Raw genomic sequence first — 24,693 nt, 5'->3', positions numbered from 1 at the left:
TGGGGGCGGGGCTCACCCGCGAGACGTGGTGCCGGAGTCGGGCTCGACATCGCCGGGCTTCCACGTCCCGTCGAACCAGCTCTCGAGGGGCCCGTACAAGCGGAGCAGCACGAACCATCCTTTCTCGGGAATCGTCTGCACCCAGTTCGACGCCAGCCGCTGCGGCCGGTCGGGTCCGAAGATCACATCGACCGACCCGTCTGCGTTCTGCTCGAGCGGGTCGCGCTTGCTGTTGACGCTCGGGAACGGCTGGCCGGTCTGAAGCTCGGATCGTGTCTGCGGATCGTAGACCACGACCGACCAGAAGTCAGCCGCGGGCACGTCAGCCGGGATGCGGAGCCGGTAGGCCGTGCCGCCATCGAGGGGCTCGCCGTCGACGTCCGTGGTCGCGAGCGCGTACTGCGAACCCTTCCCGACCATCTTGAACGCCATCGCCGGAGTGTTCACCGTCGCGAGGTAGAAGAACGTGGTGCGGGCATCCAGGAAACGGCCGGCGCTGCCGCCGACATGGAGGAACCGGTAGTCGCCACCGGGAAACGGATTGACCCAGCGGCGGTCGGGATACAGGAAGAACTCCGGATGCCGCGGGCGGAAGGACATCGCACGGGCCGTGCCGTTTCCGACAGCGGCCGCATCGGCGAGAATCCGTCGCATGCGCTCGTCGGGCGCGAACGGTGCGTCCTTGCGGATGCCGATCGAGGCGAGCAGACCACGGGTCTCCGGGTCGATGAGCTCGACCGGCTCCTTGGCGATGACCTGGGCGACCTCCTCGTAGAACGTCGAGTCGCTCGCGTGCACGGTGTTGACCACGGCCCCCGACAGAGACGTCCACTCCATGGTGGGAGGGGCCGAACGGGCGGAGAGGGGATAGACCCGCACTCCCTCCTGGAACATCCGGACCGCGTGGTCGGGCTTCGAATCGACGAGGAATCCGCGGAGCACGACGAGGTTCACGGCGCTCGGGGATTCCGCGATGAACCAGCCCTCCGGCCGCTCGCCCGCGTAGCCGGGCGGGACGATGAGGTAGGTGCCGCCGGCGCCGCGGTCGGGGCCGGGCGCTCCGAGGTCCACGACGAAGCGGAACCATGCGTCGTCGACCGTGCCGGGGCCGGAGCCCGGCGGCACCTCGATGACGGTGGGGCCGTCGCGGTCGATGTCGAGCATCGCGAGCGCGTAGACGGTGTCGGTGTTGCCGGTGAGGAACAGCGGATTCGAGTCGAGCAGCTCGTCGGCGATGACCGCCTGATGACAGTCCGCACAGCCCAGATCGAGCATGCCGCGCCGGATTCCCTCCAGCGACGCCGCCGGAATGCAGTTCAGGAACACCTCGACGCCGCGCAGGAAATCGAGATGATCGAACAGCTTCTCGGTCGTCTCCGGGGTGGGGACCCCGTCTGCGAAGGAGAGTTCGCCGATCGGAGAAGGCACCTGATCCGGGGTGGTGATCGACTCCGGGATCGGCGTTTTGTAGCCGGTAGTGCCGTTCGCGTCCATGGCCGCCTCAGCGATCTGTCGCGGCCGCGAGATGGTCGGAGCCGCTCGATGGTCCCGTTCGCTGCGGCGAGCGGGCGTCTGGTCTGAATCGTAGTGACGCTGTCCCGCTGTCGCGAGAGGGGTCAGCGCCCGGCTCCGGTGGGCGTGACGCGACCCGCGATGAATGCCGAGCACTCATCGCGGGTCGACAGGCGACTTCTCGTCAGGCGAGCCGACGCGTCACTTGAAGGCATCCTTCACGTTCTCGCCGGCCTGCTTCAGGTTCGCCTTGGCCTGATCCGCCTTGCCCTCGGCTTCGAGGCGCTCGTCGTCGGTGACCTTTCCGGTGGTCTCCTTCACCTTGCCGCCCATCTCCTCGGCGGCGTTCTTGACCTTGTCGTCCATGCCCATCGCGGTACTCCTCACACTGTTGACGTCCCTTGACGTCGCGGCGATGAATCGCCGGTGTATCGACGGTAGGTCGGTGCGGCGTGTGGGGCGATGGGGTTGACTACAAGGGGACTCGGGGCTACTCGGTCACCGCCGCGCCGCGCTCCCGCGCGGCGTCGACGAGCGCGGTCTGGTCGCGGATCGCACTCGCCTGCGGATAGCTGGTCGTGATGAAGTGCTGCGCATACGGGAAGCACGCGGCCTCGAAGGGGCGATCGCTCAGGAAGCCGGCGCCGAAGGTGTTCGTGCGCACCTCGACGCTCTCGAGCGGGAGGTCGAGAGCGCGGGTCATCTCGCCCGGGTCGAAGATGAGCCCGAACGGGTCGGAGCCGTCGTGGGCGAGCCGGCCGCCGTAATCGACGCTGAGGTTGCCGTCGATCCACAGCCGCTGGTCGAGCGGCCGGAAAACGCCCTCGCCGACCGCCGCGGTGAACGTCACCTCGTTGGGGCGATGCGTGCTGCGCACATCGACCAGCACCTCGCCGGCGTGCGACGTCGTCACCATCGCACGGCTCGTGGTCGCGGCGGAGAACCCCTGGCCCGGGTCGAAATTGATGGTGTTGGACTCGTAGTCGCAGATCACCCAGGTGAGCATGCCGGTGCGGATGTTCTCCGCGATGAGGTACAGCTCGACCCGCACCCCGCTCATGAACGAGGCGCGCACCGCGAAGGCGCCGAGGATCGCACACAGCCGCGGCTCTCCGTCGCCGAACATCGACGTCGGCACCAGACGGTACCCCGCGGGCAGCAGCCGGCTCGCAGCGACCTGGTCGGTGATCTCGTACGCGAGGAAGGTGCAGTACGGGTCGACCACGAAGCCCATATCGTCGTCGGTGCGCGCGCGCGACACGATCCAACGCTGCACGGCGAGGGGCAGTCGCTCGAGCATCTCGGCGCGACCGTACAGGGCGGCCACCGACGCGGGCGAGATCATCGCCTCGGCGCGGGCTGCGAACCGCCTCAGCTCTGCGGTCGAAAGCGTCGCGGCGGGGCGCTCGAGGGTGCCGATGCAGGCTGAGTCCGGATCCATGCCCCGACTATATCGCTAGTTTAGCTAGCGAAAAAGTATGGATTTCGATCTCGCACCGAGATGGATGCCGCTCAGTCGCGCACATCGACGACCCGCGTCTCGCCCTCTGCGGCGGAGACCGTGCCGGCGGACGCCGACGCGATCTCCTCGTGGAGCCGGAGGAGGGCGTCGCCCGGCGCCCAGACCTCCAGCGTGGCGGTCGCCCCGTACGCCGTGCCGCCCAAGGTCGCTCCCGAGCGGTGGGCCCAGTCGCGGAGCAGATTCTCGAAGCGGCCGGCGTCGGCGTGGGGCACGTCGAGGAGCACCTGCGTGAGTTCGACCCGCCGCAGGAGGCGCGCCTCGTCGAGCGCCTCCGACACCGAGGTCGAGTACGCGCGCACGAGTCCGCCCGCACCCAGCTTCACGCCGCCGAAATAGCGGGTGACGACGGCGACGAGATCCGTGAGCTCGCGCCGGCGCAGCACCTCGAGCATCGGCATGCCCGCCGTCCCCGACGGCTCCCCGTCGTCGGACGAGCGCGCCTGATCGCCGTGGAGCCCGGTGACCATGGCGGTGCAGTTGTGCCGTGCGTCCCAGTGCTGCCTGCGGACGGCGGCGATCACCGTCTCCGCCTCCGCGACCGATCGCACCGGCTCGATGCGGGCGATGAACCGGGACTTGCGCACGACGAGCTCGCGCTCCACGCCGGCGGCGAGGGTGGCGGGGTAGACGCGGGTCACCCCTCGACGATAGAACGCCGAGGGGTGACAGAACTCGAGGGTGGCAGGGTCCGGGCGGTGATCGGCCGCGCTCAGCGGACGCTGGTCTCCACGGCCGCGGTGGCCCCGCTGTCCTTCGCCGCGGATGCCCGCGTCAGCGCCAGGTACACGGCCCCGCTCACGAGGAACCCGAGGATCCAGGCGATGTCGATGAAGCCGAGCGGCTCGGCGAGCGGTCCGGTGAACATCGGGGTCACCATGAACGGCACCTGCACCGCGAGGCCGATCCCGTAGGTGGACAGGCCGATGGCGTTCCAGCGCCCGTAGCGGCCGCCGTCGCGCTGGAACAGCTCCTCCACGGCGTAATCGCCCTTGCGGATCAGGAAGTAGTCGACCAGATTGATGGCCGACCACGGGATGAGCACGTACAGGAGGATCGTGACGAAGTTCTGGAACATCGTCACGAAGTCGCTCTCGCCGGCGAGGGCCGCAGCGGTCGCGATCGCGCCGCACACGATCGTGGTGAGCACACGCGTGCGGGTGGTGATCGTGGCCGAGCGCACGGTGGAGTTCACCGCGGTCAGTGCGCACATGACGCCGGAGTAGAGCTCGGCCGCGTTGATCATCGCCGCGCTGAAGGCGAAGACGAGCAGTCCGACGACGCCGAAGCCGCCGAGCAGCGAGCCCATCGCGCCGAGCGGGTTCGCCGGGTCGGCGGCACCGAGCAGCACTCCGAGGACCATCACGAACACGGAGCTGAGCACGAGGCCCAGGTAGGTCGCCCAGAACGCCTGCTTGGGGCCGGTGTCCTTCGGCAGGTAGCGCGAGTAGTCCGACACGTACGGGGCGTACGCGAGCTGCCAGACGACGCCGATCGCCAGCATCCCGAAGAAGCCGGCGACGGTGAAGCCGGCCTCGGGGTTCGGGGTGGTGACGGCAGGCTGGAACCAGAGCATCACCATGGCGATCACGACGACCGCGGCGATGACGACCGAGAGCACGACCATGGCCTTGCGCAGCAGGTCGTAGCCGTACACGGCGATGACGATGCCGACCCCGGCGAAAACGACGATCACCGCGACCGGGTCCAGGTCTGGGAACACGGCGAGCAGCGAGTCCTTCGCGACGACGAGGATGCTCGCGAAGAAGCCCAGGAACATGAGCAGCGCGATGAAGGCCAGCAGGCTTCCGCCGTAGAACCCGAACTGCGCCCGCGCCTGGAGCATCTGCGGCACGCCGAGGTGCGGTCCCTGCGACGCGTGCAGGGCGGCGCCGAAGGCGCCGATGAGGTTGCCGGTGAGGATGGCGACGATGCTCCATCCGATCGACAGGCCGAACGCGCCGGTGGCGATCGCGCCGGTCACGACGGTGAGGGGGAGCATGTTGATCCCCACCCAGATCGCGAACAGCGAGCGGACGGATCCGGTGCGCTCGCTCTCGGGGATGGGCATGATGTGCCGCGTCTCGAACTGGACGAGGCTCTGCGTCGTCGTCGACGTGTCGCTCATGGTCGTCTCTCTTCTCGGCATCAGAACCGGTGATGGAGGGCGCGAATCGCGCTGTCCCCCATGGTGGGCGTCGAGCGTTCATCTGGGAACTTCACGTATTCGACGCGGTGCATCACAGAAATTGATGACGAGTGGATGCCGCGCTCGCGGCATCCACTCGATCGAAGCCGCGAGCGGCGCAGATCACTTCTCTTGATCCAGTGCACCGCGCACCGGTATTGGCGCGCGCAACAGAGGTGGGGTGTACTCGACTCTGTCAGTGGCGTCACGCGCATTCCGCGCGCCGCGCACCGACGTGAACGGAGAGCCTCGTGAACACCTCGCTCGTCGCCACCGAACGGCGCACCCACCCGCTCGACCCGCTGAGCGCGGACGAGATCGTCGCCGCTCGCGACCACCTGGCCGCCGAGGGTCACCTGGGCGACACTGTGCGCGTCACCTACCTCTCGCTCAAGGAGCCGGCCAAGGCGCTGCTGCGGTCGGGTGCGGTCGCCCCCCGTGAGGCGCGGGCGATCCTCCTCGACACCGCGACGGGGGAGACCTCCGACATCGTGGTCGACCTGACCGCCGGCCGCACGGTCTCGGCGACGGCCGTCGATCCGACCCTCGTCGGGCAGGCGCCGGTGCTGCTGGAGGAGTTCGAGGCCATCGAGTCGATCCTGGCCGCCGACGAGGGCTGGCAGGCCGCGCTCGCCGCCCGGGGCCTGCGCCCCGATGAGGTGCGCGTCGCCCCGCTGTCGGCCGGCATCTTCGACTACGAGGGCGAGGAGGGCCGGAGGCTCCTGCGCGGTCTCGCCTTCGTGCAGCGCGAGCCCGGCCAGTACGCATGGGGCAACCCGGTCGACCAGCTGGTGGCCTTCGTCGACATGATCGAGCGCCGCGTCGTGCGCATCATCGACGATGGCCCGTCGGACGACCCGATCACCCCCGGGAACTTCGAGTCGCCGGAGCTGACCGGGCCCCTCCGCACCGACCTCAAGCCGCTGCAGATCACGCAGCCCGAGGGACCGAGCTTCTCGCTGGATGGAAACGTGCTGAGCTGGCAGAAGTGGGACCTGCACGTCGGATTCGACGCGCGCGAGGGACTGGTTCTCAGCCGGATCGGCTTCGCGGACGGCGGACGCCGGCGTTCGGTCATCGATCGCGCCTCGATCGCCGAGATGGTGGTCCCTTACGGCGACCCCGCCCCGTACCGCTCGTGGCAGAACTATTTCGACACCGGCGAGTACCTCGTCGGCCGTGACGCCAACTCGCTCGAGCTCGGGTGCGACTGCCTCGGCGAGATCACCTACCTCTCCCCGGTGGTCGCCGACGACTTCGGGAATCCGCGTGAGATCACGCAGGGCATCTGCATCCACGAGGAGGACTTCGGTCTGCTCTGGAAGCACACCGACGAGTGGGCGGGGCACAAGTCGACCCGTCGGCAGCGTCGGCTCGTGGTGAGCTTCTTCACGACCGTCGGCAACTACGACTACGGCTTCTACTGGTACTTCTCCCTCGACGGCACCATCCAGTTCGAGGCGAAGGCCACCGGCATCGTCTTCACCGCCCGCTACCCCGGCAAGGGCTACCCCTACGCATCGGAGATCGCACCGGGCCTCGGGGCGCCCTTCCACCAGCACATCTTCTGCGCGCGCCTCGACATGGCCGTCGACGGCGACCGCAACGCCGTGCACGAGCTCGACCTGAAGCGCCTGCCGAAGGGCGAAGGCAACCCGCATGGCAACGCCTTCACCCGGTCGCGCCGCGTTCTCGATGTCGAGTCGGAGGCCCGCCGCAAGGCCGACGGGTCGCTCGGTCGCGTCTGGGAGATCGTGAACACGGAGAACGTCAACGTGGTCGGCGAGCCGGTGGCGTACACCCTGTTCCCCGAGGGGCAGCCGACCCTGGCCGCCGCGGACGACTCGTCGATCAGCCGTCGTGCCGCCTTCGCGACCGACCACCTCTGGGTGACGCGGTTCGCCGAGGACGAGAGGTTCCCCGCGGGCGACTTCGTCAACCAGAGCATCGGATCGCCCGGGCTTCCCGAGTACATCCAGGCCGATCGGCCGATCGACGGCGAAGACATCGTGCTGTGGCACAGCTTCGGTCTCACGCACTTCCCGCGGGTGGAGGACTGGCCGATCATGCCCGTGGACTACACCGGGTTCACCCTCAAGCCGACAGGCTTCTTCGACCGCAACCCGGCGCTCGACGTGCCGCCGTCGGAGAAGGCCGCCGGGTCGTGCCACTCGGGCGAGGGCGCCTGCCACTGCTGAAGCGGCGCGGCTCAGGCCGGTGCGGCGAACAGCTCGTGCGCGAGGTCGCCGATGATCCGGGCGCGCGCGGTCGGGCGCACCTCGGTGACGCGCACGAAGCACACGTCGAGCGGAGGCACGTCGCCCGCGATCGGAACGGCGGCGAGCTCTCCGCCGTCGTAGGTGAGCGGAGACCGCGGCATGTGGTTGAGGATCGAGTAGCCCTCGCCGCGCGCCACGAGCGAGCGGACCGTCTCGTAGCTGCGTGAGCTGTAGCGGATCTGCGGCTCGACGCCGGCCGCGGCCAGCATGCCGAGGAAGTACTCGCGCGAATGCGCGATGTCGAGCAGGACGAGATCCTGGCCGTCCAGCTCGGGCAGCGCGATGGTCTCGCGGTCAGCGAGCGGATGCTCCAACGGCAGGATCACGTGCGGCGGCGACGAGTACAGGTGGTCGAAGGTGAGGTCGTGCGCGCGGCCGAAGTCGTACGCGATGGCCGCCTCGACCGTTCCGTTCAGCAGCAGCTCCACCGTGCCGTCGACGTCGGCCTCGATGATCTCGATGCGCAGGCGCGGGTGCTCGGCCCGCACCCGGGAGATGAGCCGGGGGAGCACGAACGGGGCGAGGGTCACGAAGCAGGCCAGGCGCAGCGTGCCGCGCACGTCGTAGTGCCGCCCCCGCACGGTGTCGGTCATCTCGTCCACCTGGGCCAGCAGCGACCGCGCATCGCGCAGCAGCTGCTCGCCGGCATCGGTGAGAGCCAAGCCCTTGCTGCGCTGGCGCACGAACAGCTGCACGCCCAGCCCCCGTTCCAGCTGCGCGATCGCCGTGGAGACGGCCGACTGGGCGACGTGCAGGTCGAGTGAGGCCTCGGTCATCGAGCGCCGATTCGCGGCGGTCACGAAGTACCTCAGCTGCACGAGGGTCATGTCGGGGCGGGTGAGACGCGCCATACGACGACAGTATCAACTCAGGTGATGCAGTGCGACGGGAATCTCATCTGTACAGATGTACTTCGCGTTTCTAGCCTGAGATGGCCGACGCGAATCCCGTCGGCGAGAGGGAGGCTGCGATGTCGAGCGAACAGACCGACGTGCTGGTGATCGGTGCCGGCCAGGCCGGCATCGCCATGAGCGAGCATCTGACCGGCCGCGGCATCGCGCACATCGTCGTAGAGCGCGACCGCATCGCCGAGCGCTGGCGCACCGGCCGGTGGGACTCGCTGGTTGCGAACGGCCCTGCTTGGCACGACCGCTTCCCCGGCCTCGCGTTCGCGGGTGACGCCGACGGCTTCGCCACCAAGGACGAGGTGGCCGACTACTTCACCGCGTACGCCGACATGATCGCGGCGCCGGTGCGCGAGGGCGTCGAGGTCACCGCGGTGCGCCGCGCCGACGGGCGCCCGGGATTCGTGGCGGAGACCTCGGCGGGTGTCATCGAGGCGCGCTACGTCGTCGCCGCTACCGGGCCGTTCCAACGACCCGTCATTCCGACCGTGGTGCCGGAGGACGCCGGCATCCACCAGCTGCACTCGAGCGGCTACCGCAACCCGGCGCAGCTGCCCGCGGGGGCGGTGCTCGTGGTCGGAGCCGGGTCGTCGGGCGTGCAGATCGCCGACGAGCTGCGCCGATCGGGCCGCTCCGTGTTCCTGGCGGTCGGTCCGCACGACCGGCCGCCGCGCCGGTACCGCGGCCGCGACTTCTGCTGGTGGCTCGGCGTGCTCGGCCAGTGGGAGGCTGCGGCGCCGCGCGCCGGCGCCGAGCACGTCACGATCGCCGTGAGCGGCGCGCGCGGCGGGCACACGGTCGACTTCCGCCGCCTCGCGCACGAGGGGATCACCCTGCTCGGGCGCGCGGGGGGGTACGAGGACGGCACGATGCGGTTCGCCGACGACCTCGCCCGCAACATCGCGAATGGCGACGCCAACTACCTCGAGCTGCTCGATGAGGCCGATGCCTATGTCGCGCGCACCGGTCTCGACCTGCCCGAAGAGCCCGAGGCCCGCGTGATGGCGCCGGATGCCGCGTGCATCACGGACCCGATCCTCGAGCTGGACCTCGCGGCGGCGGGGATCACCTCGATCATCTGGGCGACCGGCTTCGCGGTCGACTACGCGTGGCTCGAATTCGACGCCTTCGACGAGCGCGGACGCCCCCGCCATCACCGCGGCGTGTCCGTCGTGCCGGGTCTCTACTTCCTCGGGCTGCCGTGGCAGTCCCGCCGCGGATCGAGCTTCATCTGGGGCGTGTGGCACGACGCGCGCTACATCGCCGACCAGATCGCGATCCAGCAGGGCTATACCGCGTACCGGCCCGCGTCGGCCGCCCCCGCTTCCCCCACTCTCGCCGCCGACCCGGCCGGCGAGACCGTGCTCGCCTCATCCGGAGTCCGCTCATGACCACCCATACCCGCATCCGTCCGTTCAACACCAAGGACACCTACCCCGAGCAGAACCTCGACAACGACCTCTGCCAGGCGGTCGTCGCGGGCGGCGTCGTGTACCTGCGCGGCCAGATCGGGCAGGACCTCGAGACCCGCGAGTCGGTCGGCATCGGCGACGTCGAGGCGCAGGCCGAGAAGGCGATGGCCAACATCGCGATGCTCCTCGAAGAGGCCGGGTCGTCCCTCGACGACATCGTGAAGGTCGTCGTGTACCTCATCGATCCGCGCTACCGGGAGCCCGTGTACCGCGTCATGGGTCGGTGGCTGAAGGGGGTCTTCCCCGTGTCGACCGGCCTCGTGGTCAGCGCGCTCGCCCGCCCCGAGTGGCTCGTCGAGATCGATGCCACGGCCGTCATCAGCACCCCCGCCGAGGACCGCTCGTGACCTTCTCCCTGGTCGCCCGCGACGCGACGGGCGCCTTCGGCTCCGCCATCTGCTCGTCGTCGCCGGCGGTCGCCGCCCGGTGCGTGAACCTCGCCGACGGCGTGGGCGCCGTCAACTCGCAGAACGTCACCGACCCGCGGCTCGGCCCGCTCCTGCTCGATCGGCTGCGCGCGGGCGTCCCGGCGCAGGCCGCGCTCGACGCCGTCACCGGCCAGGCCGACGACATCGCGTTCCGCCAGCTGCTCGTCGTCGATGACGAGGGCCGCGCGGCGGCGTTCTCCGGTGAGCGCGCCCTCGGCATCTTCGGCGCCGCGGTCGGCGACGGCGTCGCGGCCGGAGGCAACATGCTCGCCGGCGAGGGCATCCCGCAGGCCATGGTCGATGCGTTCGCGGCGGCAACGGGAGACCTGGAGCACCGGCTGCTCGCGGCGATGCGCGCCGCGGCCGACGCCGGCGGCGAGGCCGGCCCCGTGCACTCTGCGGGTCTCGCCGTCGTGCGGGACGCCGGCTGGCGCGTCACCGACCTGCGCGTGGACTGGACCGAGGGCGACCCGGTCGCCGAGCTAGGCGAACTGCTCGACCTGTGGATGCCGCAGCGCGACGACTACGTCACCCGGGCGCTCCACCCCGGCGCCGCGCCCTCGTACGGGGTGCCGGGCGATGAGTGAGGCGCTCAAGCGCGTCGCCGACGCGGCCGTGCTCTCGGCATCCGCCGACCTGATCACGCTCTCGGAGACGCTGCATGCCCACCCGGAGACGGCCTGGGAGGAGCATCGCGCCGCGGCCTGGGTGGGTGAGGCGCTCGCCGACGCCGGGTTCCGCGTGACGCCGCGCTACCTCGGCTACGAGACGGCGCTGCTGGCAGAAGCCGGTTCGGGCCCGATCACGATCGGGCTCATGGCCGAGTACGACGCCCTCCCCGGGCTCGGACACGCCTGCGGCCACAACCTCATCGCGGCGGGATCTGTGGGCGCGGGCATCGCGCTGGCGAAGATCGCCGACGAGCTGGGCATCACCGTGCGGGTGTACGGCACGCCGGCGGAGGAGGGCGGGGGCGGCAAGATCGAGCTCATCGACGCCGGCGCCTTCACCGACCTCGACCTGGCCATGATGGTGCACCCGGCGCCCGTCGATGTGGCCGAGGCCCGGCCCTTCGCGGTCGCGCACAGCCACGTCGCGTACGACGGGGTCTCGGCCCACGCCGGGGCGTACCCCGATCAGGGCGTCAACGCGAACGACGCGTTCGTGATCGCGCAGGTCGCGATCGGGATGCTGCGCCAGCAGCTCCCGGAAGACACGCGGGTGCACGGCATCCAGACGCTGGGCGGGTTCGCGCCCAACGCGATCCCCGAGCGCACGGAGGGGCGCTGGTACGTGCGGGCGAACTCGCTCGAGGAGCTCGCCCGGCTCGAGGAGCGCGTGAACCGCTGCTTCGAGGCGGGAGCGCTGGCCACCGGCGCGACGCTGAGCATCACGCCCGAGTCCGCTCCCTACGCCGACTTCCGCACCGACGAGCGCGCGCTCGCGGCCTATCGCCGCAACGCGCTCGCCCGCGGGCGGGTGTTCGCCGATCCCGCGGTGGCGGGGCGCATGAACCGCGCGTCGACCGACATGGGCAACGTGTCGCAGCTGGTGCCGGCGATCCACCCGTACATCGGCATCGACTCGCTGCCGTACGGAAACCACCAGAAGGAGTTCGCCGCCGCGTGCGTCGGCGGCGCGGCCGAGCGGGCGATGCTCGATGCGGCCGTGCTCATGGCGTGGACCGCGGTCGACGTCGTCACCTCGACCCCCCAGGAGGACGCCTCATGACCACCATCGACTGGGCGGCGCGCAGCCTCGAACTGCACATCGACGGGCGCGCCGTCATCGGCGGACACCGGGTCGAGGCCTCCGACGGGGGCACGATCGCGGCGGTCAGCCCCGGAACCCTCACCCCTCTCGTGCAGCTCGCCGCGGGCACCGTCGACGACGTCGACGCCGCCGTCGCCCACGCGCGACGCGCGTTCGACGGCGGCCGGTGGAGCAGGGCCGGCGCCGCCGATCGCGGACGCGCGCTCATCCGGCTCGCGGACCTCATCATGCGCGACCTCGAGGAGCTCGCGCTGCTGGAGACGCTGGATTCGGGCAAGCCGATCGCGCAGACCCTCACGGTCGACGTGCCCGGCGCCGCCGAGACGTTCCGCTGGTACGGGGAGCTCGCCGACAAGCGCTACGACGAGATCCCGGCGACGCCGCCCGGCTCGACGGCGCTCGTGCGCCGCGTACCGCTAGGCGTGGTCGGCGCGATCGTGCCGTGGAACTACCCGCTCGAGATCGCCGCGTGGAAGCTCGCCCCGGCGCTGGCCGCCGGCAACAGCGTCGTGCTCAAGCCCGCGACCGAGACGTCGCTGACCGCCCTGCGCCTCGCCGACCTCGCCCTCGAGGCCGGCATCCCCGCGGGCGTGCTCAACGTCGTGCCGGGGAAGGGATCCACCACGGGGGGCCGGATCGCGCGGCATCCCGACATCGACGTGCTCGCCTTCACCGGGTCGACCGCGGTCGCCAAGCAGCTCATGATCGACGCCGGCTCCTCGAACATGAAGCGCCTCGCGCTGGAGGCCGGGGGCAAGAGCTCGAACCTGATCTTCACCGACGCCGACCTCGAGGCGGCGGCCGCCAAGGCGGCCTTCGGCGCGTTCTACAACCAGGGGCAGGTCTGCTCGGCGAACTCGCGCATCCTCGTCGAGCGATCGGCGCACGACGAATTCGTCGAGCTCCTCGTCGCCGCGTCGCAGGCCTACGAGCCCAGCGACCCGCTCGCGGGGGCGCCGGGCAACGGCAGCCTCATCAGCAGAGCCCACGCCGACGCCGTGGGCGCCGCGATCGACCTGGCCGCGCGGGACGGGTCGCTCGTGGCCGGCGGCGAGCGGGTGACGATCACCGGATCCGACGCGTACCTGCGTCCCGCGATCGTGACCGGCCTCGCCGCCCAGCACGAGCTTCACCGCGACGAGGTGTTCGGCCCGCTCGTCGCGGTGCTCGCGTTCGACACGGAGGACGAAGCGGTGGCGCTGGCCAACGCGACCGACTACGGCCTGGCCGCCTCGCTGTGGACCACGAGCCTCTCGCGCGCGCACCGCGTGTCGGAGCGCCTGGTCGCCGGCACCGTGTCGGTCAACACGGTCGACGCGCTCGGACTGACGACGCCGTTCGGCGGCTTCCGCCAGTCGGGCTTCGGCCGCGACCTGTCACGCCACGCGTTCGACAACTACACGGACTGGAAGACCACCTGGCTCCAGCACGGGTGAGCGCCGTCGCCGATCCGTCGCGACGACCGACCGGCGGGGAGCCTCACGCGCTCCAGGCGAATCGGAGGCGCTCCGCGACCTCGGCGGGCTCCTTCTCGGCGTAGGCGGTGTGCTCCGCCGACCGCACCGAGACCAGGGCGCCGATGGCGGCATCCCCGAGCACGTCGCGGGCCACCGCGCACGCCTGCAGGCGCGCGAGCATCTCGGGCACGTCGGTCGGCAGGAGCGTCACCTGCGCCCGCGCCCGTGCTTCGTCCGACAGCTCGGCAGGGTTCATGGGCACGTCCTCGGCGAGCGGCAGCCGCCGACGGATGCCGTCGAGCGCCATCCCGAGGATCACGGCCGACGACAGGTAGGGGTTCGCCGACGGATCGATCGGCTTGACCTCGATGCTCGCGCCGTGCGGATTGCCGGCCGTCGCCGCGCACAGCCGCACCGCTGCCTCGCGGTTCTCCAGCCCCCAGCAGCAGTGCGCGCCCGACCACATGCCCGGCTGCAGGCGCAGGCCCGACAGTGCCGACGCGGCCAGCACGCCCATCACGTCGGGAAGATGGTGGAGGATGCCGCCGATCGCCGCCTCCCCGTCGTGGTGCAGACCGTGCACCCCCGGCCCGCCGGACAGCACCGGCACCCCGTCGCGCACGAGCGAGAGGTGCTGATGCGCGCCGTTGCCGGCCCCGCCGGCGAAGGGCACCGGCGAGAACGAGGCGCGCAGGCCGTGCGCGCGGGCGACCCGGCTGACGAGCAGACGCGCAAGCGCGACGTCATCGGCCGCGCCGAGCGGATCGCGGGGCGCCAGCGAGATCTCGAACTGGTCGGGTCCGTACTCGGCGTGCAGCTGCTCGATCTCCAGCCCCGCCGTGTGCGCGGCGGCGAGCAGGTCGCCCGCGAACCCCGCGCGCTCGAGCACCGACCCGAGGCCGTAGGCGGACCAGGGGCCGGGCGGCGTCGCACCGACGAGCACGAACTCGAGCTCGTGCCCCACCCGTGCGACGATGCCGTCGGCGGCGAGGGCGCCGATCGCGCGCTCGAGGATGCCGCGCGTGCACAGCGGGGAGCGAGCGCCGTGCTGATCGAAGACGTCGGCCGGTGCCCAGACGACACCGTCGCCGACATCGCGCAGGTTCGACTCGTCGATGCGCAGCCGCAGGTCGCCGACCACCGAGATCTCCGGGGTGAAGGCGAGCTGATCGTCGGCGCAGAAGACGTTCCAGCTCGGCGAGGCTCCCATGCCCGCCGTCGCGAACGCGTCGAGCCGCGTTCGGGGAACGGCTTTGGCGCGGGCGACGCCCGCGTAGTCGACGATCGAGCCGACCACGAACGATGCGCGGGGAAAGCGGTCTGCGGCGGGTTCGGTCATCGCCGTGCCTCCTCGGGCAGGGGCTCGGGCAGGGGCGGGAGCGAGGGAGGGGATGCCGGCCCGTACGCCGCACGGGCGTTGTCGCGGCCGATCATCGCGCCGAGCCGAAGGGCCTCGTCCAAAGGCCAGCCGTCCGCGACCCGCTCGGCGAGCACGGTCGCCGTGGCGTCGCGCCAGAGCCGTGCGCCCAGGTACACCCGCTCGGACAGCCCCCAGGCGTCGCTCGAATACAGCAGCCGGTCGAACGGGGTCAGCTCCATCGACTCCCGCACGACGGCGGTCGCACCCGCGCCCAGGTGCGTGATCGCAAGGCCCACGTCGACGTACACGTGCGGATACATGTGCGCCAGGCTTCCGGCGTCGCGGTGGAACGGGTAGCAGTGCAGCAGCATGATCCGGGTCGGCAGGGCGGCGGTCGCGTGCAGGAACTCCTGCAGCAGCAGCGGGTTCGCCCGGCGCAGCACCAGGTCGGGGTCGCCCAGGCCGACGTGCAGCTGCAGGGGCCGGCCGTCGGCCACCGCCCACCAGAGGAGGTGATGGATGAGCACCGGGTCGGCCAGCCGCACCCGCCCGGACCGCCGCGCCTCCTCGACGAAGGCGTGGGCCGCCGCTGCGACCTCCGTACGCGGCGGGGGCGCGGGAGGCAGCGCGAGGCCCGTGCGATAGGCCGCGACCGACTTGAAGCCGACCGCACCCGCGCTCTGCCGCTCGAGTTCGCGGTGCAGGGTCTCGAGCAGATCTCCGCCGGGCCGTTGCATCGCCCCCCGCACGACCTGCTCGGCCACCGCCTCCAGCCGCACCACTCGCTCGACGCGGGCGTCCGCCATCTCGGCGAGCGTCGCATCGTCGCGGAGCCGGTCGCCGGCGTACCCGCCGTCGACCAGCATCCGCTCCACCCCCGCGGCGCGCAGGAGGGTGCGGTCGACGGCATCCTCGCCGAGGCGCCGGCGCTGCGCGACGTAGTCCTCGCCGGTGCAGAACGCCGGAAGCCCGAGCAGCGGCGCGCAGTGCTGGCGCACCGCCATCCCCAGCGGCGAGTCGAACACCCGGGGCCCGGCGACGGCGGCTGTCTCGGCGAGGGCGGAGGCGAACAGATCGGCGTCGACCGCGCCGGCGAAGACGCTGTGAATGTGATGGTCGACGAGCGCGAGCGCGTCGACGTGCGCGCGGATCTCCGCGAACGACGAACCCCGCGCCCGGCTCCCGGATGCCTCGAGGGAGGACATGGGAGCAATGTAGCCCACGGCGGCAGCGGTGTCCCGGGTGTGCGAGGGTGCACCGCCGGTGCGTGTCAAGCCTCTTCAGCGCATCGGGCGGCCGTGGTTTGCTGGGCGACAGCGGCAGAGAGGAGCGCGGCGATGCCCGGTGGAAGGAGCTCGAGGCCCGGCGACGCCTCCCCCGGGAGGGCGGGGACGCGACGGGCGACCGGGGATGTTCGCGGTGCCGGCCGCGAGGAGTCGGTGGAGGAGAAGGCCGATCGCAACTGGGACGATGTGCTGCAGGAGCTGCGCGCCGTGCAGACCGGCACCCAGATCCTCACGGGATTCCTCCTGGCTGTCGCCTTCCAGCCGACCTTCCGCGAGCTCGAGCCGTACGAGGTCGGCCTGTATCTCGTGCTGGTCGTGCTCGCCGGGTGCGCCACCGTGCTCGGGCTCGCCCCGATCATCATGCATCGACAGGCGTTCGGCCGGCACCGCAAGCCCGAGCTGGTGCGCTCGGGCAACCGAGTGCTCGTCGCCCTGCTCGTCGTCGTCTCGCTGCTCGCGGCGGGGGTGGTGAGCCTGATCTTCGACGTGGCCGTGAGCCGCGTCGCCGGCTTCGTCGCGCTGGGCGTCGCGGTCGTCGTGCTGCTCGTGTTCTGGACGCTGGTGCCCAAGTGGGGCCGGCGGCATCGGTGACTCCCCGCCCGTGACGGGTCAGGCGCGGGTGCCGCCCGGGCGCCCCTGCACCCGCCGGGAGAGGTCGGCGGCCGCGGCGCCCACTCCGTCCACGATCGTGTCGACCACACCTTCGCCGACGTCGGAGTCGAAGGTCACGGCGATGCTCGCCACCGGCCACCCGGCGTGGTCGTGCACCGCGACGGCGACCGATGACAGCCCGGGGGTGACCTCGCCGTCCTCGGTGGCGTGGCCGCGGGCTCGCACATCCACGAGTCGCCGCGCGAGCGCCGAATAGCTCCCCACGGTCTGCTCCGTGCGCTGGGCGAAGGCGGTCGCGTCGGGGAAGAGCGCCCGCACCTGGGCCTTCGGCAGGTCGGCGAGCATCGCCAGCCCGCTCGCGGTGAGGTGGCTCGGCAGCCGCACCCCGACGTCGGACACCAACGAGGGCCGCCGCGGCGCACGCTCCTCGATCAGGTAGATGACGTCGCGCCCGTGCAGCACGGCGAGGTGCCCGCTCTCGCCGAGACGGTCGACGAGCCCGGCGAGCACGGGACCGCCGAGCCGAGTGAGCGGCTCCTGTCGCGAGAATCCCGAGCTCATCTCGAAGGCCGCGAGGCCGATGCCGTATCGCCGCGCCTCCGGGAAGTGCAGTACGAACCCGTGCTCCTCGAGCACGCCGAGGAGGCGGTACGCGGTCGACCGGGGCAGTCCGAGCGCGGCCGCGATGCTCGCCGCGGTGACCGGCCCGCGCTGCACCGAGAGGTGCCGCAGGATGGCGAGGGTCTGGTGGGCGGCCGGTGCGCTCATGGGTTCTCCGAGTGGATGCCGCGAGCGCGGCATCCACGATCCTCACTGTCTCACATATGAGACAGAAATCCACCGTGACGACCCATCGATGGCGGCGGGAGGGCGTGTGATGGAAGCATGCAGTCCTCCACCATGCTCCGCACCTCTGTCGTCGTCGGCATCGGCCCCGTCTCGATCGACGACGTCGTCGCCGTCGCCCGCCACGACGCCCGCGTCGAGGTCGGTGCCGACGCGCGGGCGGCCGTGCTCGCCAGTCGGCGCGCGATCGAGGAGCTCGCGAACGACCCGGCTGCGCACTACGGCATCTCCACCGGGTTCGGCGCCCTCGCGACGACCTTCATCGACAGCGACAAGCGCACGCAGCTGCAGCAGAGCCTCATCCGCTCGCACGCGGCCGGCTCCGGCGGCGAGGTCGAGCGCGAGGTGGTCCGCGCGCTCATGCTGCTGCGGCTGTCGACGCTGCTGACCGGCCGAACCGGCGTGCGCCTCGAGACCGCCGAGACCTACGCCGCGCTGCTGAACGCCGGCATCACCCCGATCGTGCGCGAGTACGGGTCGCTCGGCTGCTCGGGCGACCTCGCCCCCCTGTCGCACTGCACGCTCGCGGTCATGGGCGAGGGGGAGGTGCGCGATGCGGCCGGCACCGCGATGCCCGCCGCCGAGGCGCTCGCCGCGGCCGGCATCACCCCCGTGGTGCTCGCCGAGAAGGAGGGGCTCGCCCTCGTCAACGGCACCGACGGCATGCTCGGGATGCTGTCCCTGGCCCTCCATGACCTCCGGATGCTCGCGACCACGGCCGACATCACCGCGGCGATGAGCGTCGAGGCGCTGCTGGGCACCGACGCCGTGTTCGCCGACGACCTGCAGCAGCTGCGTCCCCAGGTGGGGCAGCGGGCCGCGGCATCCAACATGTTCCGCGTGCTGGCGGGATCGGCCGTCGTCGCCAGCCACCGCGGCGAGGACTGCACGCGCGTGCAGGACGCCTACTCGCTGCGGTGCGCGCCCCAGGTGCACGGCGCCGCACGCGACACGATCGCCCACGCGACCGTCGTCGCCGACCGCGAGCTGGCCTCCGCCATCGACAATCCCGTCGTCACGCTCGATCACCGCGTCGAGTCGAACGGCAACTTCCACGGCGCGCCGGTCGCGTACGTGCTGGACTTCCTCGCCATCGCGGTGGCCGACGTGGCCAGCATGGCCGAGCGCCGCACCGACCGCATGCTCGACCCGGCCCGCAGCCACGGCCTGCCGGCGTTCCTCGCCCACGACGCGGGTGTGGACTCCGGCTTCATGATCGCCCAGTACACCTCGGCGGGCATCGTGTCCGAGCTCAAGCGCCTGGCCGCTCCCGCCTCGGTCGACTCGATCCCGTCGTCGGCGATGCAGGAGGATCATGTCTCGATGGGGTGGGCCGCGGCCCGCAAGCTCCGCCGCGCGATCGACGGACTCACGCGCGTGCTGGCGATCGAGGCGATGACCGCCGCCCGCGCCCTCGACCTGCGCGCCCCGCTCGCCCCGGCCCCGGCGACTGCGGCCGTGGTCGCCCGCATCCGCACGCGCGTCGCCGGCCCCGGCCCCGATCGCTTCCTGTCGCCCGAGATCGAGGCGGTCGTCGAGGAGGTCGCCGCGGGCGGACTGCGCGACGCCGCCGAGTCCGCGATCGACACCCTGGCCTGACCCGGCCGAACCGCCCCGCTGCACCGCCGCACCGAAGGAACCTGAGATGACCGAGCACCTGCCCCGCCCCGTCCGCGCCGCGCGCGGCTCTGAGATCACCGCGAAGGGCTGGGCCACCGAGGCCCCGCTGCGCATGCTCATGAACAACCTCGACCCCGAGGTGGCCGAGCGCCCCGACGACCTCGTCGTGTACGGCGGCACCGGCCGGGCCGCCCGCAGCTGGGAGGCGTACGACGCGATCGTGCGGACGCTGGAGACCCTCGAGCTGGACGAGACGCTGCTCGTGCAGTCGGGCAAGCCGGTGGGTGTCTTCCGCACCCACGAGTGGGCGCCGCGCGTGCTCATCGCGAACTCGAACCTCGTCGGCGACTGGGCGACCTGGCCCGAGTTCCGCCGCCTCGAGCAGGAGGGGCTCACGATGTACGGCCAGATGACGGCCGGATCGTGGATCTACATCGGCACACAGGGCATTCTGCAGGGCACGTACGAGTGCTTCGCGGCCGTGGCCGACAAGCGCTTCGGCGGCACGCTCGCCGGGACCCTCACCCTCACCGGCGGCGCCGGCGGCATGGGCGGCGCCCAGCCCCTCGCCGTGACCATGAACGAGGGCGCGGTGCTCATCGTCGACGTCGATCCCGCCCGCCTGCAGCGCCGCGTCGACCACGGCTACCTCGACGAGATGACCGACGACCTCGAAGACGCGCTCGAACGCGTGCTCGCCGCGAAGGCGGAACGCCGCGCGCTGTCGGTGGGGCTCGTGGGCAACGCGGCGACGGTGTTCCCCGAGCTGCTCGAGCGCGGCATCCCGATCGACATCGTGACCGACCAGACCTCCGCGCACGACCCGCTCAGCTACCTGCCAGAGGGCATCGGCGTCGACGAATGGCACGCCCGCGCCGCCGCCGACGCGGAGGGCTTCACCGCCGCCGCGCGCGCCTCGATGGCGAAGCACGTCGCCGCGATGGTCGGATTCCAGGATGCCGGTGCCGAGGTGTTCGACTACGGCAACTCGATCCGCGCGGAGGCGAAGCTCGGCGGCTACGACCGGGCGTTCGAGTTCCCGGGCTTCGTGCCCGCCTACATCCGGCCGCTGTTCGCCGAGGGCCTCGGCCCGTTCCGCTGGGTGGCTCTCTCGGGCGATCCGGCCGACATCGCGGCGACCGACCGCGCGATCCTCGAGCTGTTCCCCGAGAACGCGAAGCTCCGCCGCTGGATCGCCGGCGCGTCCGAGAAGGTGCACTTCGAGGGCCTGCCCGCGCGCATCTGCTGGCTCGGCTACAAGGAGCGCCACCTCGCGGGCCTGAAGTTCAACGAGATGGTCGCCTTGGGCGAGCTGTCCGCGCCGATCGTGATCGGACGCGATCACCTCGACTCCGGCTCGGTCGCCTCGCCGTACCGCGAGACCGAGGCGATGGCCGACGGCTCCGACGCGATCGCCGACTGGCCGCTGCTGAACGCGCTGCTGAACACCGCCTCGGGAGCGACGTGGGTCTCGCTGCACCACGGCGGCGGGGTCGGGATCGGCCGTTCGATCCACGCGGGCCAGGTCGTGGTCGCCGACGGATCGGCGCTGGCCGCCGAGAAGATCGAGCGGGTGCTCGTGAACGACCCGGGCACCGGTGTCATGCGCCACGCCGACGCCGGGTACGAGCGCGCCCGCGAGGTGGCGCGCGAGCGCGGCCTGCGCATCCCCATGGAGGAGAACGCGTGACCACGCCCGCGGTCGCCGTGGCGCACGGGCGCCTCGCCGGTCTCGATGAGATCGTCGACGTCGGGCGCGACGCCTCCCGCGGCGGCTACTCGCGGCACGTCTGGGCCGCCCCCGAGCTCGAGCTGCGGGAGTGGTTCGTCGCGCGTGCCGCCGCGGTGGGTCTCGATGTCGAAACCGACCGCAACGGCAACATCTGGGCGTGGTGGGGCGCGCCGGGGCGGGATGCCGTCGTCGTCGGCTCCCATCTCGACTCGGTCCCCGGCGGCGGCGAGTTCGACGGTCCGCTGGGCGTGGTGAGCGCGCTCGATGCGATCGCGTTGCTGCAGGCGGAGGGGGTGCGGCCGACGCGGCCGTGCGCCGTGGTGGTCTTCGCCGAGGAGGAGGGGTCGCGCTTCGGTGTCGCCTGCCTGGGATCGCGCCTGCTCACCGGCGCGATCTCGGCCGACCGCGCACGCGCGCTCACCGACGCCGACGGCGTCAGCTTCGCCGAGGCGGCGGCCGCGCACGGACTCGACCCCCGCCGGGTCGGCCGCGACGACGAGGCGCTCGCCCGGATCGGGGTGTTCATCGAGCTCCACGTCGAGCAGGGGCGCGGGCTCATCGACCTCGGCGGCCCGCTCGCGGTGGCCTCGAGCATCCTCGCCCACGGCCGGTGGCGCATCGACTTCACGGGGGAGGGCAACCACGCCGGAGCGACTCGCATGGGCGACCGCCGCGACCCGATGGTGGCCGCAGCCCGCGGCATCCTCGCGATCCGCGACGCCGCGCGCGCCGACGACCGCGCCACCGTGGGTCGCATCGAGGCGGTGCCCGGCGGCACCAACGTGATCCCGTCACGGGTCTCGACGTGGCTCGATGCCCGCAGCGACCTCGACGGCGACGCCCGCGCGCTCGTTGCCGAGATCACCGCCCGCGCGCAGGAGGCCGCGGCCGCGGAGGGATGCGAGGCGCGAGTGATCGAGGAGTCGTGGAGCGGGCAGGTCGTGTTCGATCCCGCGCTGCGCGATCGCCTCGCCGCTTCGCTGGGCGGTGTCCCGGCCCTGCCCACCGGCGCCGGTCACGACGCGGGCGTGCTCGCCGGGCACGTTCCCACCGCGATGCTGTTCGTGCGCAACCCGACCGGCGTCTCGCATTCGCCCGAGGAGCATGCCACGCTCGATGACTGCGTCGCGGGCGTCGTGGCGCTCACCGAGGTGCTGCGAGGACTGCTGTGACGATCGGTGCGACGACCGCGATCCACTGCGAGACGGCGCTCGTCGACGGCGTCGCGGTCGACGGGGTGCGGCTGCAGATCGGCGCCGCCGGTCGCATCGAGCGGGTGGAGAGGGATGCCGCGGCGCAGCCAGGGGATCTGCGGCTCGGCCTGGTCATCCCCGGCGCGGGCAACGCGCACTCGCACGCCTTCCACCGGGTGCTGCGCGGCCGCACCCACGACGACTGCGGCGACTTCTGGCGCTGGCGCGAGCAGATGTACGCGGCGGCCGGCCGGCTCGACCCCGAGGCGTATCACCGCCTCGCGCTCGGCGTCTTCGGCGAGATGCTCGCGGCCGGGTGGACCGCGGTGGGGGAGTTCCACTACGTGCACCACCGACCGGACGGCACCCCGTACGCGCCCGCCCACGCGATGGAGCTCGCCCTCGCCGCCGCCGCCGACAGCGTCGGCATCCGGCTCACCCTGCTCGACACCTGCTACCTCGCGGGCGGCATCGGACAGCCGCTGACGGCCGCCCAGCGCCGCTTCGGCGACGGCACCGCCGCGCGCTGGCTCGCCCGCTGGCACGCGCTGCGCGACGCGCTGCCGGAGAGCGTGATGCTCGGGGCGGCGATCCACTCCGTGCGCGCCGTGCCGCCGGACGCGATCGCCGAGATCGTGCGGGGACTCCCGGGCGATGTGCCCCTCCACGTGCACCTCTCGGAGCAGCCGCAGGAGAACGACGACTGCCTGCGGGCGCATGGCCTCACCCCCACCGGTGTGCTCGCCCGCGCCGGCGCGCTGTCCTCGCGACTGAGCGCTGTGCACGCGACCCATCTGACCGACGACGACGTGCGGATGCTCGGCGACGCGGGCGTCACCGTCGTGATGTGTCCGACCACCGAGGCCGATCTCGGCGACGGGGTCGGACCGGCGCGGCGGCTCGCCGACGCCGGCGCCCGGATCGCGCTCGGCTCCGACCAGAACGCCGTCGTCGACCCGCTTCTGGAGGCGCGCGGGCTGGAGGCCGGGGAGCGGCTCGCATCGGGGCGGCGCGGCCGGTTCAGCCCGGCGGAGCTCACGACGGCGCTGACGGTCGACGGATATGCGACGCTCGGGCGTGCCGGCGGCATCCGGGTCGGCGGCGCCGCCGACCTCGTCGAGATCGACCGCGCCTCCGTGCGCACGACCGGGGCGGACCCCGCCCAGATCGTGCTGGCCGCGACCGCGGCCGACGTCGCCCGCGTGGTGGTCGGCGGCGTCGTGCGCGCCGAGCGCGGCATCCTCGCCCCTTCGGCCGCCGGGAAGCGCGCCGAGGACCCTGCCCGGCTGCTCGCCGACGCCCTCACCGACTTCGCCCGCCCGGAGGACCCCGCATGACACGCACCCTGCTGCTCACCGGCATCGGCGAGCTGACGACGCACGCCCCCGGGGAGCCGCGCTTGCGCGATGCCGCGATGATCATCGCGGGCGACCGCATCGCCTGGATCGGACAGGCCGCCGACGCCCCCGCCGCCGATGAGTCGGTCTCGCTCGAAGGCCGCGCCGTGCTGCCAGGCTGGGTCGACTCGCACACGCACATGGTGTTCGCCGGCGACCGGTCCGCCGAGTTCGAGGCGCGCATGGCGGGGCAGAAGTATGCGGCCGGGGGCATCGCGACCACGGTGCGGGCCACCCGCGCGGCGTCTGAAGCCGAGCTGACCGCCACCCTCGCCCGCCTGCGCGCCGAGGCGCTGCGTCAGGGCACCACCTTCATCGAGACGAAGACCGGCTACGGCCTCGACGTCGCCTCGGAGGAGGCCTCGGCGCGCATCGCCGCCGCCGAAGCCGACGTCGTCACCTTCCTCGGCGCGCACGTCGTGCCCGAGGGCGTCGATGCGCGCACCTACCTCGACCTCGTGACGGGCCCGATGCTCGACGCGGTCGCGCCCTGGGTGCAGTTCATCGACGTGTTCTGCGAGCGCGGCGCCTTCGACGTCGACCAGTCCCGCGAGGTGCTCGAGGCCGGGCGTCGCGCCGGGCTCGGCCTGCGCGTGCACGGCAATCAGCTCGGCCACGGTAGCGGCGTCGCGCTCGCCGTCGAACTGGGCGCGGCGAGCGTCGACCACTGCAACGCCCTCACCGACGCCGACATCGACGCGCTCGCCGCCTCCGACACGGTCGCCACCGTGCTCCCGGCGTGCGATCTGTCGACCCGGGAGCCGCTCGCACCCGCCCGTCGCCTGTGGGATGCCGGTGCCACGGTCGCCATCGCGACCAACTGCAACCCCGGCACCAGCTACACCACCTCCATGCCGTACTGCGTCGCGACGGCGGTGCTGCAGATGCACCTCACGATCGAGGAGGCCGTGTGGGCCGCGACCCGGGGTGGCGCGATCGCCCTGGGCGTCGCCGACACGGCCGACGCGGTCGGCATGCTGCGCGTCGGCGGCCGCGCCGACCTCCAGGTGCTCGACGCGCCGTCGATCTCCCACCTGGCCTACCGACCCGGCGTGCCCCTCACGGCCGCCGTGTGGCGCGCGGGGGAGCGGGTGCCGCCGGGCGCGCTCTAGCG

21 protein-coding genes are annotated in these 24,693 nt (G+C 72.1%); 12 read left to right on the top strand and 9 right to left on the bottom strand.

Going from position 1 to position 24,693, the window contains the following annotated elements:
• Positions 1 to 12: 12 nt before the first annotated feature.
• The 5 genes from HQM25_RS14795 to HQM25_RS14775 form a co-directional block, all read right to left on the bottom strand.
• Positions 13 to 1,494, bottom strand: a complete 1,482-nt coding sequence (locus HQM25_RS14795) for a DUF1254 domain-containing protein (protein WP_172990922.1) — start codon at positions 1,492 to 1,494, stop codon at positions 13 to 15.
• A gap of 219 nt (positions 1,495 to 1,713) precedes the next feature.
• On the bottom strand, positions 1,714 to 1,884 hold the full coding sequence (locus HQM25_RS14790) for a CsbD family protein (RefSeq protein ID WP_172990921.1): 171 nt from the start codon (positions 1,882 to 1,884) through the stop codon (positions 1,714 to 1,716).
• A 118-nt stretch (positions 1,885 to 2,002) separates the two neighbouring features.
• Positions 2,003 to 2,953, bottom strand: a complete 951-nt coding sequence (locus tag HQM25_RS14785; RefSeq protein WP_172990920.1) for a hypothetical protein — start codon at positions 2,951 to 2,953, stop codon at positions 2,003 to 2,005.
• 71 nt (positions 2,954 to 3,024) lie between these two features.
• Entirely contained in the window at positions 3,025 to 3,672 is a 648-nt protein-coding gene (locus tag HQM25_RS14780) for an IMPACT family protein (RefSeq protein ID WP_172990919.1), read from the bottom strand.
• A 71-nt stretch (positions 3,673 to 3,743) separates the two neighbouring features.
• Positions 3,744 to 5,159 carry a purine-cytosine permease family protein gene (locus HQM25_RS14775; protein WP_172990918.1) on the bottom strand — a complete coding sequence of 472 codons (1,416 nt, stop codon included), beginning with the start codon at positions 5,157 to 5,159 and terminating at the stop codon, positions 3,744 to 3,746.
• A gap of 311 nt (positions 5,160 to 5,470) precedes the next feature.
• Between HQM25_RS14775 and HQM25_RS14770 the strand changes: the two genes are divergently transcribed.
• Positions 5,471 to 7,417, top strand: coding sequence for a primary-amine oxidase (locus HQM25_RS14770; RefSeq protein WP_172990917.1), 1,947 nt, complete (start codon positions 5,471 to 5,473; stop codon positions 7,415 to 7,417).
• Positions 7,418 to 7,428: 11 nt separating this feature from the next.
• Here HQM25_RS14770 and HQM25_RS14765 read toward each other — a convergent pair whose 3' ends face one another.
• On the bottom strand, positions 7,429 to 8,349 hold the full coding sequence (locus HQM25_RS14765) for a LysR substrate-binding domain-containing protein (RefSeq protein ID WP_172990916.1): 921 nt from the start codon (positions 8,347 to 8,349) through the stop codon (positions 7,429 to 7,431).
• Positions 8,350 to 8,468: 119 nt separating this feature from the next.
• Between HQM25_RS14765 and HQM25_RS14760 the strand changes: the two genes are divergently transcribed.
• The 5 genes from HQM25_RS14760 to HQM25_RS14740 are packed head-to-tail and all read left to right on the top strand — an operon-like array spanning position 8,469 to position 13,512.
• Positions 8,469 to 9,794, top strand: coding sequence for a flavin-containing monooxygenase (locus HQM25_RS14760; protein WP_172990915.1), 1,326 nt, complete (start codon positions 8,469 to 8,471; stop codon positions 9,792 to 9,794).
• The gene (locus HQM25_RS14755) at positions 9,791 to 10,222 is read left to right on the top strand and encodes a RidA family protein (protein WP_172990914.1); all 432 of its coding nucleotides are present in this window, start codon (positions 9,791 to 9,793) and stop codon (positions 10,220 to 10,222) included. The genes HQM25_RS14760 and HQM25_RS14755 overlap by 4 nt, the downstream gene beginning before the upstream one ends.
• Positions 10,219 to 10,890, top strand: a complete 672-nt coding sequence (locus HQM25_RS14750; RefSeq protein WP_172990913.1) for a DUF1028 domain-containing protein — start codon at positions 10,219 to 10,221, stop codon at positions 10,888 to 10,890. The genes HQM25_RS14755 and HQM25_RS14750 overlap by 4 nt, the downstream gene beginning before the upstream one ends.
• Positions 10,883 to 12,034: a M20 family metallopeptidase gene (locus tag HQM25_RS14745; RefSeq protein ID WP_172990912.1), complete on the top strand. Its 1,152-nt coding sequence runs from the start codon at positions 10,883 to 10,885 to the stop codon at positions 12,032 to 12,034. The genes HQM25_RS14750 and HQM25_RS14745 overlap by 8 nt, the downstream gene beginning before the upstream one ends.
• On the top strand, positions 12,031 to 13,512 hold the full coding sequence (locus tag HQM25_RS14740) for an aldehyde dehydrogenase family protein (RefSeq protein ID WP_172990911.1): 1,482 nt from the start codon (positions 12,031 to 12,033) through the stop codon (positions 13,510 to 13,512). Before HQM25_RS14745 ends, HQM25_RS14740 begins: the two co-directional genes overlap by 4 nt.
• Positions 13,513 to 13,555: 43 nt before the next feature.
• Here the strand turns inward: HQM25_RS14740 and HQM25_RS14735 are convergent, their stop codons facing one another.
• Entirely contained in the window at positions 13,556 to 14,872 is a 1,317-nt protein-coding gene (locus tag HQM25_RS14735) for a glutamine synthetase family protein (protein ID WP_172990910.1), read from the bottom strand.
• Positions 14,869 to 16,098 carry an amidohydrolase family protein gene (locus HQM25_RS14730; RefSeq protein ID WP_172990909.1) on the bottom strand — a complete coding sequence of 410 codons (1,230 nt, stop codon included), beginning with the start codon at positions 16,096 to 16,098 and terminating at the stop codon, positions 14,869 to 14,871. Before HQM25_RS14730 ends, HQM25_RS14735 begins: the two co-directional genes overlap by 4 nt.
• 234 nt (positions 16,099 to 16,332) lie before the next feature.
• Between HQM25_RS14730 and HQM25_RS14725 the strand changes: the two genes are divergently transcribed.
• Positions 16,333 to 16,770, top strand: coding sequence for a DUF6328 family protein (locus tag HQM25_RS14725; protein ID WP_172990908.1), 438 nt, complete (start codon positions 16,333 to 16,335; stop codon positions 16,768 to 16,770).
• Between the two features lie 18 nt (positions 16,771 to 16,788).
• Here the strand turns inward: HQM25_RS14725 and HQM25_RS14720 are convergent, their stop codons facing one another.
• On the bottom strand, positions 16,789 to 17,559 hold the full coding sequence (locus HQM25_RS14720; RefSeq protein WP_172990907.1) for an IclR family transcriptional regulator: 771 nt from the start codon (positions 17,557 to 17,559) through the stop codon (positions 16,789 to 16,791).
• 117 nt (positions 17,560 to 17,676) lie between these two features.
• Here HQM25_RS14720 and hutH point away from each other — a divergent pair, with 117 nt between their 5' ends.
• From hutH to hutI, 5 genes are read left to right on the top strand one after another with little or no spacing between them, the layout of a single operon-like run.
• Positions 17,677 to 19,236 (top strand): histidine ammonia-lyase, encoded by a 1,560-nt coding sequence (hutH, locus tag HQM25_RS14715; protein ID WP_217275154.1) that lies wholly within the window; start codon positions 17,677 to 17,679, stop codon positions 19,234 to 19,236.
• A gap of 46 nt (positions 19,237 to 19,282) precedes the next feature.
• Entirely contained in the window at positions 19,283 to 20,947 is a 1,665-nt protein-coding gene (gene hutU, locus HQM25_RS14710; protein ID WP_172990906.1) for a urocanate hydratase, read from the top strand.
• Positions 20,944 to 22,161: an allantoate amidohydrolase gene (locus HQM25_RS14705; protein WP_254359383.1), complete on the top strand. Its 1,218-nt coding sequence runs from the start codon at positions 20,944 to 20,946 to the stop codon at positions 22,159 to 22,161. Before hutU ends, HQM25_RS14705 begins: the two co-directional genes overlap by 4 nt.
• Positions 22,158 to 23,519, top strand: a complete 1,362-nt coding sequence (locus HQM25_RS14700; RefSeq protein ID WP_367948276.1) for a formimidoylglutamate deiminase — start codon at positions 22,158 to 22,160, stop codon at positions 23,517 to 23,519. Before HQM25_RS14705 ends, HQM25_RS14700 begins: the two co-directional genes overlap by 4 nt.
• Positions 23,516 to 24,691, top strand: a complete 1,176-nt coding sequence (hutI, locus tag HQM25_RS14695; RefSeq protein WP_172990905.1) for an imidazolonepropionase — start codon at positions 23,516 to 23,518, stop codon at positions 24,689 to 24,691. Before HQM25_RS14700 ends, hutI begins: the two co-directional genes overlap by 4 nt.
• Positions 24,692 to 24,693 lie beyond the last annotated feature (2 nt).

Source organism: Microbacterium hominis (assembly GCF_013282805.1).
Lineage (GTDB): Bacteria > Actinomycetota > Actinomycetes > Actinomycetales > Microbacteriaceae > Microbacterium > Microbacterium hominis_B.
Note: the sequence above shows the minus strand (reverse complement) of the source record. Positions and strands in the feature narration are given on the sequence as shown.